The sequence below is a fragment of the Alteromonas sp. 38 genome (assembly GCF_902506055.1).
Classification (GTDB): domain Bacteria; phylum Pseudomonadota; class Gammaproteobacteria; order Enterobacterales; family Alteromonadaceae; genus Alteromonas; species Alteromonas lipotrueae.
This window is the reverse complement of sequence record NZ_LR733300.1, coordinates 769,133-782,116: the sequence shown is the minus strand read 5'-3', so window position 1 is coordinate 782,116 and position 12,984 is coordinate 769,133. Positions and strand designations below refer to the sequence as shown.

The following is a 12,984-nucleotide window of genomic DNA, read 5'->3' as shown; positions in this document are numbered from 1 at the left end:
TCTTCCCTCATATAGGGCGTTGGAGGAACACACTATGACTAACACACACATCGTTACACTTACGGCATTACTCGCACTATTACTTACCCCACTTTCTGCTAGTAGCAGCGAGAGCCAATCGACTAGCCTATGGCCCACGCAAACACAAAGCGCCCATGGCTATGCTATCGACTTTATACGCGGGGAAGGCGCTGTAAATGGCATCAAATTAGCTTATCAATATAATATCGACCAGCCTTTAAACGTAAGTTGGCCTATGACTTTAACCATGGAAACCAGCGCAAACTTTTGGGAGTATGGCGACGATAACCAGTACGACTCAAATGTCGTACTCGCCCTTTCACCTATCTTACGGTTTCCACTGACCACGGTGTTTAATAAACCTATCGATTTAGAACTTGGGATTGGGGTGTCGTTGCTAGACGATACACAATTTGCGGGTAAAGACGTGTCTACCCATTATCAGTTTGAAGATAGAATTGGATTTTCAACGACGTTTGGACAATACCAAGAGTACCGCGTGTCGTTGCGATATTTTCATTACTCGAACGCGGGGTTTAAGAAGCCTAATCCTGGATTAGATTTTGTTTCATTATCTTTTAGCCAACGTCTTTAAGGGGGAGAGCTCAGCTAAATGAGCTATTAATTACGTTGGCACAAACAAAAACGCCGCAGGCTCGTTTAACTTAGCTTGCAGCGTTCTCTCAACACGCATTAGGTCACGTGTTACATCAAATTTAACGGCTAATAGCTAGCACTTAAAATACGTTTAAACGTGCTAGCTATTTAAGCAGCGACTGTGTTTATAGATAATGTTTAGCTATTACCAAGTTCAGTTTCAATGATTTCAGCTTGTCTCTTTTCAGATTGAACAAACTGTTTCCACTGCTGCGCCATAGCACGGCTTTTCTGATGCTTTTCAGCTTCAGCAAGTTGATTAAGTGCAAGTGCGTACTGCTTTTGATTGTAAAGGGCCATGCCTTTAATCAAATACACCAAGCCAGGGTTACGCATCTCACCTTTTTCAACGGCGCGATCTGCCGCTGCAATAGCGTCGTCCCAGCGTTGTTCATTAAGTAAGATTTGCGCTAACTGAGCGTCTAACTCACCATCTTCTGATAATTCTGCTGCTTGCATCATCACCGGAATCGCTTTGTCTTGCTCTTTGGCTAGCGTCCAGCTTTGGCCTAAAAACTTAAGGTTTCGAAGGTTTTCTTCCAGCACGCCCTCTTTCATGGCTTGTTCCATCAACAATGCACCTTTATAAGGAGCACGGTGATAGTAATACAATTGAGCCATGTTAAAGATATCAGCAGGCGATGCTATAAAACCCTGCTGGTAAGCCGTTTCCATAATCGCAAGCTGCTTACGCTCTTCGCCTAACTCGCCGTACATACCAGCCAGTTGTATCCAATATTTTGGTTCGCTGTAAAGCTTTACTAGCTTGATCAAAACATCTTTTACTTTAGCAGGCTGCTTAAGTTCATAGAACACCGCGCGTTGAAGAATAAGCCATGCTTCATCGGGCAACATGCCTTCTGCTTCATGTTCCTGAATGGCTTGTGTTATCCAATCAGCTGCATCATCGTAACGCTTGTTCTGGTAATACGCCTGTGCTTTTAACACCTTATTTTTAGGTGGAATAACACCGTCGTTTAATACTTCCCAGCGTTCGATAAACTCAATCGTTTTATCGTAGTTACCTTGCATCAAATGCAACTGCGCTAAGCTGAAAAGTGTCGACATTTCGAACTTCTCAGGAATAGGTTGCTGGTTTACCACGTTTTCAAACGATTCCAACGCTTTGTCGTAGTTTTCATCGTTGTAGTAAATAAAGCCGAAAAAGTTATACATCATGGCTTTTTCGTAGCTATTCATCGAGTCAGATTTATCTTCTACCTCTTTAAGAATAGCAACAGCTTCTTCTACATTCCCCGCATCGTCGGCGGCTGATTGTGCTCGCGCTAACTGCTCGTAAACCTTTCCGCGAAGTGTAGGTACACGACGGGTTTTCTTATCACTGGCTTTTTGTTCCTGGGCAACTGCATCACCGGCAACCAACATAGTAGGGACAGACACAGTTGCACAAACAACTGCAAACGCCAGTGCACTAAGCAATGTATTCGTTTGTTTTTTTCTCATGTCATTATCCGTCTATCTGGAAGGTAATACGGTTTTGAATACCAGACACTTCCGTGGCTTCGCCATTGACCACTCGAGGCTTATATTTAAACTTCATTGCGGCATCCATTGCTGCTTGTTCAAATATGCCTTCAGGGTTGGCTTCTATCACGATAGGGTCTCGTACTGCGCCTTGCTTAGTTACCGTAAACTCAACAATAACAAAGCCTTCAATTCCACGTTGTAAAGCACGTCTTGGATAGACCGGCGCAACCTTAACAATGGGTAAATACTCGCCATCACCAGACTCAAGGGCTAACCCACCGTCTAATGAAATATCATCACCAACATCTGCACCGAAGTCCATGGACGTCCCTTCAGCATCCGGAGTAGGTGAATCCATTTGAGGCTGTTCCATTTGTGGTGGCGGCTGATCTGGCGTAGGTGGCTTCTTAGGCTTACGATCTTTTTTCTCGACCTGTTCGTCCTGCTTAACCCTAACAAAGTCAAGTACACTACCCTTTGGCGGTTCCGTTAACGCACTGCCACCCATCTTGATGAGTGATTGCATCAAGAAGAACAGGCCCAACGTGATCGCAAGGGATATAACAAATGCGATTATATATCGTGGCATGATTTATGGCTCTTGAGCTGCAATCGAAACATCAAAAACACCTGCCGCACGGGAGGCATCCATAACTTTAATAAGAGTTTCAGTCGTCGATTCTTTATCTGCTTGAATCACAACGGTACCCTGCGGATTTTCAGCGTGAAGACGCTCGATGTTCGCCTGTACTGCACGCTCATCAATGCGACGCTTATTGATCCAAATTTCGCCTTTATCAGAGATAGCGATAAGAATGTTAGCCCGGTCTTTTTTAACAGCAGTGGCTGCTTCAGGACGGTTAACATCAATACCCGCTTCTTTTACGAAGGATGCGGTTACGATAAAGAAAATCAACATGATAAATACAACGTCCAGCATGGGCGTCATATCGATGGCTGCTTCTTCTTCATCAACTAGGTTTTGAAAATGTTGCTTCATAATTTTTACCTTACCTTAATGCCGTAGCATTAACGTTGAATAGTCAATGCATCCTCAAGATGCGTGCGTTCAGATTTCACCATACGGTTAAGCCACGTAGAGGCGAATACGCCTGAAAGTGCACCAACCATGCCCGCCATAGTGGGGATAGTGGCTTTCGATACGCCTGATGCCATAGAGCGGGCATTACCCGAACCAGCAATAGCCATTACATCGAACACTTCAATCATACCGGTTACCGTTCCCATCAAGCCAAGTAGCGGACAAAGCGCTACCAAAGACTGAATAATCGGGATGCTACCGTTAAGACGCATAGTTAACTGTGAAATCGTTTTCTGACGAACTTGTTGTGCAATCCAAGAAGCGCGGTCATGACGTGCAGTCCACATCGACACCGCCTCTTTCTTAGCTTGTTTATGCCAAACCATCAGATACATGGCACGCTCGAGGATCAAAAGCCACATAACGAATATCAGCAGACCGATGACCAAGAGAACCTGGCCACCTGTTTCTGTGAAATCGCGAATTGCTTCTAGAAACTCGATCATGATTAGCTCCGCTCTGCGCGCTCTGCAATAACGCCAGACGCTTGTTCTTGAAGAATGTATACAATGTTCTTAGAACGTGTATTTAGCATGGCGTATAGCAGGGTCATCGGAATAGCTACTACCAGGCCAAGAACCGTTGTGACTAGTGCTGTTGAAATACCACCCGCCATTAGTTTCGGGTCGCCTGTGCCAAACAAGGTAATTGCTTGGAAAGTATTAATCATACCGGTTACGGTACCTAATAGACCCATCAGCGGAGCCACTACTGAAATAATCTTGATGATAGTAAGGTTACGCCCTAACTTAGGCACTTCGCCCAAGATAGCTTCAGTAAGGTGAAGCTCTAATGCTTCAACGTCAGCGTTTGGATACTCGTCACGTACTTTAAGTACACGGCCAAGTGGGTTGTTAGCTTTAACTTCTTTGCTCTTAAGCTGCTTGTTCACTTTCATGCGAATAAGCGACAAGGTAATCAAACGCTCAATGGCTAGTAGCAAACCGAACGCACCAACGATAAGGATGATGTACCCTACTACGCCGCCCTGCTCAACACGCTCTTTAAGGTTTGGCGCTTGTACAAGCAGACCTAGAATTGAACCACCTGTTGGGTCTATACCAAACTGAACTAACTCACCGCCAGTCGACTCTTGAAGCTCTGCAGCAGAGCTATTGTAACGGTCAGCAGGCTGACGGATAAGTTCTGAAACCGTACCAGTCACACCGTTGTATTCAAGGTATTTACCGTCAGCAACTAATGCGAAAGGCCCTACGCGTACCACTTCTTTTGATACTTTCTGGCCACCAGCTTCAACAACATCGGTTGTGAACTTAGTGACTTTACCTGACTCAGTCATTTCACGTTGCATTTCAAACCATACACGCTCAATTTCTTCGATAGAGGCAAGCTTTGAGCTTGAGCCCATGTCTTGTGCCATTTTATCCAAAAAGTCTGAACGACCTGAGATTTGAGCTGAAATCATTGAGTTATAAAATTTGTTTTTCGTGTCGCCAGCAATCTGCTGAAGAACACCAAACAATTCTTTTAATGAACCTAAGCGAGTGTCCAATGCACCGTTAAGGTCTGCCAATTTGAATTCATTTTCTTCGAATTGCGTTTCAAGCTGTTCTGATTGGGCCAACATCTGGTCGCGACGAGCGCGGGTGTCACGCAATACTTGATCTTGCTCAGCACGTTGAGCAACGAAATCGCGCTCACGTTGTTTGTTTTGCTCAGACTGGGCAAATTGACCTTCTTCTAGCTGCTTAAGCAGTGCATCAAGGTCCATTGCGCGGTCGTTCTGCGCTACTGCACCAGCGCTTAAGCTAAGGGCTACTAGGCCAAAAGCGATACGTTTTACTGAATTAAACATTCTCATCAACCTCTTAGTCTGTGATAGCCACTGGTAGCATTAATAAGTCTGGGGCAAGTTGCTTCTTCGCCATGCGCAGACCTTTGGTAATTTGTGTGCGGTAGCTGCTGTCTAGCTCTTCCCACTGGCGAGTTTGCTTGTTCCAAACACCTTGTGAACTAGCATCACGAGTTTGATAAATAAGCGCTGTGCGACCTAGGCGTAAAAACTCAACGTCACGCTCTTGGCCATTAATAGTATGCAAACCACTGTAAGCTTCCATGGTGCGACCGTAGTCCATCTCAACTTGGTACGCTTCCATTACACGACGGAATTTTTCAGATGCGGCAACATCTGCACGGTCCATCATGGCTTTTAAATCCATTACGCGGTTTTTACGTTCTTCAGGAAGAAAAGGTACGTCTAGGGCAATGAACTGCTCCATGCCGTCAATCATTCGCATCATAAGCGGGGTAATTTGACGCTCAACAACCGATACTTCATCGATAGCGGCGTTCAAATCATCCATTTCTTGTTCTTGGCTACTAATTTGCTTACGAAGTTGGGTGTTATAAACTTCCAAACCTTCTATTTCTTTCATCAATGTTTTGAATTGCTGAAGTTTGCTGTCAATCTGATCGGTAATACCGTTGATTTTTTCCTGCGACTTCGCAGCAGATTCATTAATTTTCGCCGCCTCATCGATAACGGGATTTAGTACTTCATCGTCTTGTGCTAGTACAGGTGTCGCCACAAGCGCGCCTGCTATAAGCAAAGAATTGATAAGCTTCATACATTCAAACCTTTAAAGTTAAAAGAAATCGGGATTACCGACTATAAAATTCTGGGCGTAGGATAGGAGTTTTCCATGACAGTTTTATTACATAACCGTCATATTCAGTAGACAAACACACAATAAAAAGCCCGGAGAATTCCGGGCTTTCTAAATTAGAAGTCGTACTTCACGCTAGCGCTAATGCCTGTGCCGACTGATTCACGGCGCAACAGTAGCCCCTCCTGTTCAATTTCTTTATCCTCATTGAGGATATTTTGAAACTTTAATTTTACGGTGGTATTAAAGTCAGGGTAGTAGGTGTAAACAAAATCTAAAGAATGGAAAGGGTTTTCAATACCATCTTCAAATCCGCGAACACCTGGCGCAATAATACGTTCACCAAACGAGTTATACACCAATGAAGCCGAGTGCTCTCCATTGTCTGAATCCCAACCTAATTGAAGGTTAGCAACCCACTCTGAATGGCCCACTAAACGACGCTGGTCGTTAGTAATGGTTGCCGTAATAGTACCGCCATAAGCTTCACGTGCTTGCTGTGAGAACAAAGAGTCTTGATCACCGCTGCCAATAGTCACTTCTGAATCCGATACTGTCATGTTACCGGATATGAAGAAGTTGCTCATTGAATCGCTAACGAAGCTAAGGTCGTGTAAAAATTCGACTTCAAGCCCGTACAACTCACCTTCTTCACCGTTAGCGGTAAGCAACTGAGGTACACCCTCACCACCATCGAACTGAACCATCTCGATAGGGTTTTCCATGTCTTTATAGAATAAAGCGACAGATACGTTATTCCCCTGAGACATGTACCATTCCCAGCGAACGTCAATATTCATTAGCTCTGTTTCTACCAAAGATGGTGAGCCACGAACAAGGAATTCGGTAAGCGGATCGATAAAGAATGTGGTGCTGATATCACGTAAATCAGGACGAATTAACGTTTGGCTGATGTTGAAACGATACTGCATTTCATCATCAGCAATATACGTCAACGCGAATGAAGGTAGGATGTCATCTTCGTTGTAAATACTATCAACAATTTCATCTGTCTCTGCTGCAAACTCATTCGAGTGTTCAACATAAGGCACTGAAATTTGCTGGAACTCTTCCCAACGTGCACCACCACTTAGACGCCATTTCTTATCGATAAAGGCATCTACCATCAAGTAACCGGCAGTCAGCTTACTTGCTGCAGAATACTTATCACCTTCACCGGTATTGTCTTGGAATAACGAGCTACCGGTTGAGCTTGCGTAGAAGTCTGGGTTATTAATATTTTCTTCTGAGAAAATATCATACAGACGGTTACCCACTTTAAACTCATCATTGATACCAAAATGACGGATCGCTAAATCGATATTAACGGCATCACGAGTTTTCTCGTAATAGTCGAAACCCGCCTTAATTTCAATATCATACCCGTCTCCATAGAAGGGGGTAGAGACATTAAAACCATAAGTATCAGATTCATCTTGAAGGCTTTGATATTGACGGTTTAAGTTAGTCCCTGAAGTATCATCAATACGTTCAAGCTCTAACGCACCTGCGTCGTCATAAAATAACTGGTAAGTGACTTCCATAATATCTGGCGCTTCACGTGAGGCACGACTCGTACCTGCATACCAATCAAAGAATACGCCGTTAGCAATATCAAGGAAGTTGTGAGTTCCTTTCAACTGAGACGATACCATTTCACGTTCTTCGAAAATGATATCCATACGACTGAATTCTTCAACGCCCACCGTTGTTTCACTGTCGTCGAAGTATTCGCCGTCGCGCAGGCGGTCGCGCATGTCATGCAGCATCATATTAACAAGTTCAATTTTGTGGTTGCTATTTAACTCATAACCCACGTTGAACATGCCGCTCCAACGAACATTTTGTTCGGTAGAAATCATGTCACGATATTTAGTAAAGCGGGGGTTATCTTGTCCGCCACCAATATCATTACCCAATTGCTCTTCGGTTATTGACCATTCGTTACTGTAAGAAACCGTCGCAAGAAAACCCAATACACTGTCATCGTCAAACGTGTAACGATTACCCAAGGTGGCGCCAAAATTGAAGTCTGGTTCGGCAGACTTACTTTCAGGGCCAATATCCCAATTGAATGAATTTAGGATTTCTTGTGTTTGCGCTAACGTGCGTGAAGAATCACCTTCAAACCCGTCTGAACCAGAGGCCGCTAGGTTCGATGCTATGATAGACGGTAAGGCACGTGTGCCATCATCTCGTCCAGTCCAATCGTCGCTGCCACCGTCGTAGAAAAAACCATCGTTACTGTTTTCTGAATTCCAACCTGCCCCACCGGACATACTGAAAACAAATTCAGTAGGAATAGATTTAGTACGAATATTAACGTTACCACCACCAAAATGACCTGGCATATTGGGTGAAAACGATTTTTGAACGTTCAAGCTTTCAATGATGCTTGAAGGGAATAAATCTAGCGGAACCACCGAACGCGTTGGGTCAGGGCTCGGTACTGTCATACCATTTAATTGTGTGCTTGAGTAACGTTCACCCAAACCACGAACGTAGATGAACTTGCCATCTACCAATGTCAATCCAGTTACACGACGAAGTGCCGCCGCAGCATCACCATCACCGGTACGTGCAATTTGATCTGCACCCATGATATCGGCAACAAACGCTTGGTTTTGACGTTCTTGCATTACCGCTGTTGCTGTTCCTTTTAATCGGGTACCTGTAGCAACAACTTCTTCAATCACTTCATCTTCTGATTGTTGCGCTATTGCCGTGGTAGACAATAAGCTTGAACCCAGAATAGTAGAAATGGCAAGCGTCAGACTACCTAACTTGAATATTGACGATTGATTATTTTTCATTATGGAAACTCCTATGGGACTGTAGTTAGGAAGACCTTTCATCACAAAAGCTAAGGCGCGCAAGCGCCTTAGCTTCAATGAATGACGAAAGTGAATTAGTCTTCAAGACCTACAGTTACCCAGCCTAGTGTCCAGTTAGCTTCGCCATCGAATGCACCTTTATAATCGGTGCTATCGAAGAAGCTATCTAGCGTAGACGCATCAAAACCAGAACCAAGTAACGCTGAATCACTGCTTGGAACATAACCGGTTGCATCATCGAAACTTAGCGCGTCAATATCTGCAACAACGGTGTTACCGTCTTGTGCTTCAAACCATTCTTGGGTTGTTGCCGTACCAATTACGTCAGAACCAAATGCGCTTGTAGACTCACAAGCCACTGTAGAGTGGGTAACGGTAAGTGAAGCATCTGCTGCGTTTGCAATTGATTCATCACCATTAACGCGTAGACAGTTTTTGTAATCAACGCCGCCAGTTACTACTAAGTTCTTAATGGTTCCTGCTGTACCGTTGCGAAGACGTACGCCGTTGGTTTCTGTAGAACCAATGATGGTTACGTTAGAAACAGTAGGCGTTGTTAGTGGTGTCCAAGTAGGGTTATCTTCGTTATTGTCAGCTTCAAATGCGTTGTCGCCGCCGTTAAGGCCCTGCTTGATAAGTACGTACTGTGCTTTACCCGTCCAACCGAAAGACCAATCTAGTGAGTCATCACCAATGGCAGTTAGAACTAGGTGACTAACGTTTACCGAGCCACCAAAGAACTCAACACCATCGTCTAAGTTTTCGTGCACTTGGATGAAGTCTACTTCTGTACCACTACCAACACCTGCAAATGAGATACCGTTTAGTTCATCACCAGCAGCAAGTGCTTTACCTGCATGCTTAACAATAACGTAGCGGAAAGTACCAGAGCTATCTTCTGCATCAGCGCCGCCGTATAGACCAGCATCACCTTCAGCAGATACACCACATGATGCTAATTCCGCATCTGAGGTTGCGTCGTCGTCGCCTGTGTTACACAAGTTAGTAGGTGCATTACCTAAGATAACTAGACCACCCCATTGACCGATAGTGGTTTCGCCACCCGTCATATCTTCAGATGAAGTGAAAGTGATAGGCAATGTTGCAGTACCAGACGCTTCCATTTTCGAACCGCGGCGTACTACTAAGAAATCGTCGCCATCTTCACCAAATACGGTAGTACCGCGTTGGATATAAAGCGTAGCGTTATCAGCGTTATCGTTACCTACAGCTGTGCGGCCTTTAATCAACCAATGAGCATCGTTGGTTAAAGAAACGTCTGCGGTAAAGATAGTATCAGCAGCTAGCTGATACACTGGCTTATCAGTAATCGCGGCAAAGCTGCCTGAAACGTCAGTGGCCAATCCTTGCTCAAATGCGTTAGTCACATCAGAAGGAATTGAGTCGTTTACTGCAACAGTCCAACCGTCCATCCAGTTGTTTTCGCCGTCAAATGCACCGATGTAGTCAGTTGATGTGAAGAAATCACTGTCTGCAGACATATCAACGCCAGCGCCAAGCAATGGAGAACCAGAACGAGGTGTGAAGCCATCGGTAGAAAGCATCAGTGCGTCAGCCGTTTGTACACTGTTTCCAGTTTGGCCAGTAAACCATGCTTGTGTCGTTTCGCCACCAATTTCGTCAGAACCGAAATTATTAGCGGTTTCACACGCAACCATTGAGTTTTCTACTGAAAGCGCACCCGATTCTGCGTTGGCGATAGACTCAGCACCGTTAACTCGTAAGCAGTTTTTATAGTCTACGCCGCCAGTGACGACTAAGTTACGTACTGCACCTGCGGTACCGTTACGTAGACGCACACCGTTTGTATCATCGGCACCAACAATAGTTACGTTCGAGATAGTTGGGCTAGTAAGCGGCAACCACGCAGGGTTATCTTCGTTGTTATCCGCTTCGATAGCGTTGTCGCCACCTGCAGCCGATTGCTGGATATAAACATTTTGTGCGTTACCAGTCCAACCAAATGACCAGTCAAGTGAGTCATCGCCAATATCAGTCAACACAATGTTACGAACGCTTACTGTACCACCGAAGAATTCAACGCCGTCATCAAGGTTTTGGTGAACTTGAATAAATTCAACTTCAGTACCAGAACCAATACCTGCAAATGAAATACCGTTTAATTCATCTCCTGCCGCTAATGCGCGACCTGCGTGCTTAACGACAATATAGCGAAGCGTACCTGAGTTATCTTCAGCATCTGCACCACCGTAAAGCCCTGCATCACCTTCCGCTGCTACACCACATGCTGCTAATTCAGCGTCAGAAGTATCTGAATCGTCACCCGTGTTACATAGGTTAGTAGGTGCATTACCAAGAAGTACCAAACCACCCCATTGACCAATAGACGTTTCTTGACCTGTTAAGTCTTGAACCGACGTAAAGGTAATTGGCGCGTTGGCCGTACCTGCAGCTTCAATTTGAGAGCCACGACGCACTACTAAGAAGTCATCGCCTTCTTCACCGAAAACGGTTGTGCCTTGTTCAATGTAAAGTACCGCGTTGTCTGCGTTATCGTTACCAACAGCTAAGCGACCTTTAATTAACCAGTAAGCATCGTTAGTTAACGTTACATCACTGGTTAGTGTTGTATCTTCAGCAAGTTCATAAACTGGCTTGTCAGTTAATTCTGGGAAGTTAGCTGAAACATCTGTCGCAAGACCTTGCTCGAAAGCAGTCTGAATATCAGTTGGGAATCCACCGTTTACACCAACCGTCCAGCCTGTAGTCCAGTCTTCACCAGCAGGGTCAAATGCGCCAATGTAGTTTCCACTGTTTGCTAAAGGCGAAGCTGACGTAGGGAAATACCCGTTATCTTCAAAAAGAAGTTCAGAAGGTGTTAGTACACTATTGCCGGTTTGGCCTTCGAACCACGCTTGCGTAGAATCGCCACCAATTTCATCTGAACCGAAGTTGTTTGCTGGGGTTTCACAAGCAACTACAGAGTTAGTGATTGAAAGCTCACCAGACTCTGCATTCGCAATAGACTCGTCGCCATTTACGCGCAGACAGTTAGCCGCTAATGTAGAGCCGGTAACGACTACATTAGATAGCACCCCTGCTGTACCGTTACGTAACCGCACACCGTTAGTCTTGTCAGCACTTACAATCGTGACGTTAGAAACAGTCGGTTTGGTAAGTGGTAACCAAGAAGGGTTATCTTCGTTGTTATCCGCTTCAATGGCATTGTCGCCACTGTCTGCAGATTGCTGAATGTAAACGTTGGTTGCACTACCCGTCCAGCCAAAAGACCAATCTAGAGAATCGTCACCAATGTCAGTTAGCACTACATTGCTTACGCTAACCGTACCACCGAAAAACTCGATACCGTCATCAAGGTTTTGGTGAACTTGAATGTGATTAACTGTCGTTTCAGAACCGATACCAGCAAATGAAATACCGTTTAGTTCATCACCAGACGCCAAGGCTTTACCAGCATGCTTAACAACCACATATTCTAGTGTACCAGAATCATCTTCTGCGTCGTTTCCGCCGTATAGGCCAGCATCACCTTCCGCAGACACACCACAAGACGCTAGTTCGTCGTCAGACGTCTGGTCATCGTCACCTGTGTTACAAAGGTTAGTGGGTGCATTACCTAGTAATACCACACCACCCCATTGACCAATTGATGTTTCTTCACCAGTAACGTCTTGGATAGATGTCATTACAATTGGCGCTGAAGATGAACCAGACGCTTCAATTTGTGAACCACGGCGTACTACTAAGAAGTCGTCACCGTCTTCACCGATAACTGTTGTACCTTCTTCAATGGTAAGTACTGTTGAATCCGCGTTGTCGTTACCAACTGCCGTACGACCCTTAATGATCCAGTGTGCATCATTCGTTAACGTCATGTCTTGCGTTAACACTAAGTCGTCGTTTAAGCGATAAACAGGCTTGTCAGTAATTGTAGAGAATTCGCTTGATGCATCAGTCGCCAAGCCTAATGAAAATGGCGTATCAACATCAGGGGTAGTTGGCGTAGTTGGGGTAGTCGGCGTGGTAGGAGTCGTTGGAGCTGCAACAACTTCGTCACCTTCATTAATATTTATATCGCCACCGCAACCTGCAAGAATAAGTGCTGTCGTGATTGCACTGATCTTAAAAACATTACGAATTTCCATTAAATTCTCCAGTTAGATCTTAGATTGAATTTCAAAGTCCGGTAGAGATTAAATGAGAAGGGTGACATTTTTGTTACAAATGTACATTAAGATGGAAATATTTGGAA

9 protein-coding genes are annotated in these 12,984 nt (G+C 44.7%); 1 reads left to right on the top strand and 8 read right to left on the bottom strand.

Features of this window, described 5'->3' with window-relative positions:
- Positions 1–34: 34 nt before the first annotated feature.
- On the top strand, positions 35–616 hold the full coding sequence (locus FLAVO9R_RS03330; RefSeq protein ID WP_159528756.1) for an acyloxyacyl hydrolase: 582 nt from the start codon (positions 35–37) through the stop codon (positions 614–616).
- 200 nt (positions 617–816) lie between these two features.
- Here the strand turns inward: FLAVO9R_RS03330 and FLAVO9R_RS03325 are convergent, their stop codons facing one another.
- The 8 genes from FLAVO9R_RS03325 to FLAVO9R_RS03290 form a co-directional block, all read right to left on the bottom strand.
- Complete coding sequence (locus tag FLAVO9R_RS03325) at positions 817–2,142, bottom strand: tetratricopeptide repeat protein (protein WP_159528754.1); 1,326 nt, start codon at positions 2,140–2,142, stop codon at positions 817–819.
- 4 nt (positions 2,143–2,146) lie between these two features.
- A complete protein-coding gene (locus FLAVO9R_RS03320) occupies positions 2,147–2,755 on the bottom strand; it encodes an energy transducer TonB (protein ID WP_159528752.1) in 609 nt (202 codons plus the stop codon).
- A gap of 3 nt (positions 2,756–2,758) precedes the next feature.
- The gene (locus FLAVO9R_RS03315; RefSeq protein WP_013785412.1) at positions 2,759–3,166 is read right to left on the bottom strand and encodes an ExbD/TolR family protein; all 408 of its coding nucleotides are present in this window, start codon (positions 3,164–3,166) and stop codon (positions 2,759–2,761) included.
- A 29-nt stretch (positions 3,167–3,195) separates the two neighbouring features.
- Positions 3,196–3,714 (bottom strand): MotA/TolQ/ExbB proton channel family protein, encoded by a 519-nt coding sequence (locus FLAVO9R_RS03310; protein WP_159528750.1) that lies wholly within the window; start codon positions 3,712–3,714, stop codon positions 3,196–3,198.
- 2 nt (positions 3,715–3,716) lie between these two features.
- Positions 3,717–5,084, bottom strand: a complete 1,368-nt coding sequence (locus tag FLAVO9R_RS03305; protein ID WP_159528748.1) for a MotA/TolQ/ExbB proton channel family protein — start codon at positions 5,082–5,084, stop codon at positions 3,717–3,719.
- 13 nt (positions 5,085–5,097) lie between these two features.
- On the bottom strand, positions 5,098–5,856 hold the full coding sequence (locus tag FLAVO9R_RS03300) for a DUF3450 domain-containing protein (RefSeq protein WP_057793840.1): 759 nt from the start codon (positions 5,854–5,856) through the stop codon (positions 5,098–5,100).
- 155 nt (positions 5,857–6,011) lie between these two features.
- Positions 6,012–8,708 carry a TonB-dependent receptor domain-containing protein gene (locus FLAVO9R_RS03295; protein WP_159528746.1) on the bottom strand — a complete coding sequence of 899 codons (2,697 nt, stop codon included), beginning with the start codon at positions 8,706–8,708 and terminating at the stop codon, positions 6,012–6,014.
- A gap of 95 nt (positions 8,709–8,803) precedes the next feature.
- Positions 8,804–12,877 (bottom strand): hypothetical protein, encoded by a 4,074-nt coding sequence (locus tag FLAVO9R_RS03290; protein WP_159528744.1) that lies wholly within the window; start codon positions 12,875–12,877, stop codon positions 8,804–8,806.
- Between the last annotated feature and the right edge of the window lie 107 nt (positions 12,878–12,984).

Bases quoted from the DNA above. Each gene is read 5' to 3' on its own strand.
- FLAVO9R_RS03330 (WP_159528756.1), top strand. From the start codon at position 35: ATGACTAACACACACATCGTTACACTTACGGCATTACTCGCACTATTA.
- FLAVO9R_RS03325 (WP_159528754.1), bottom strand. From the start codon at position 2,142: ATGAGAAAAAAACAAACGAATACATTGCTTAGTGCACTGGCGTTTGCA.
- FLAVO9R_RS03320 (WP_159528752.1), bottom strand. From the start codon at position 2,755: ATGCCACGATATATAATCGCATTTGTTATATCCCTTGCGATCACGTTG.
- FLAVO9R_RS03315 (WP_013785412.1), bottom strand. From the start codon at position 3,166: ATGAAGCAACATTTTCAAAACCTAGTTGATGAAGAAGAAGCAGCCATC.
- FLAVO9R_RS03310 (WP_159528750.1), bottom strand. From the start codon at position 3,714: ATGATCGAGTTTCTAGAAGCAATTCGCGATTTCACAGAAACAGGTGGC.
- FLAVO9R_RS03305 (WP_159528748.1), bottom strand. From the start codon at position 5,084: ATGTTTAATTCAGTAAAACGTATCGCTTTTGGCCTAGTAGCCCTTAGC.
- FLAVO9R_RS03300 (WP_057793840.1), bottom strand. From the start codon at position 5,856: ATGAAGCTTATCAATTCTTTGCTTATAGCAGGCGCGCTTGTGGCGACA.
- FLAVO9R_RS03295 (WP_159528746.1), bottom strand. From the start codon at position 8,708: ATGAAAAATAATCAATCGTCAATATTCAAGTTAGGTAGTCTGACGCTT.
- FLAVO9R_RS03290 (WP_159528744.1), bottom strand. From the start codon at position 12,877: ATGGAAATTCGTAATGTTTTTAAGATCAGTGCAATCACGACAGCACTT.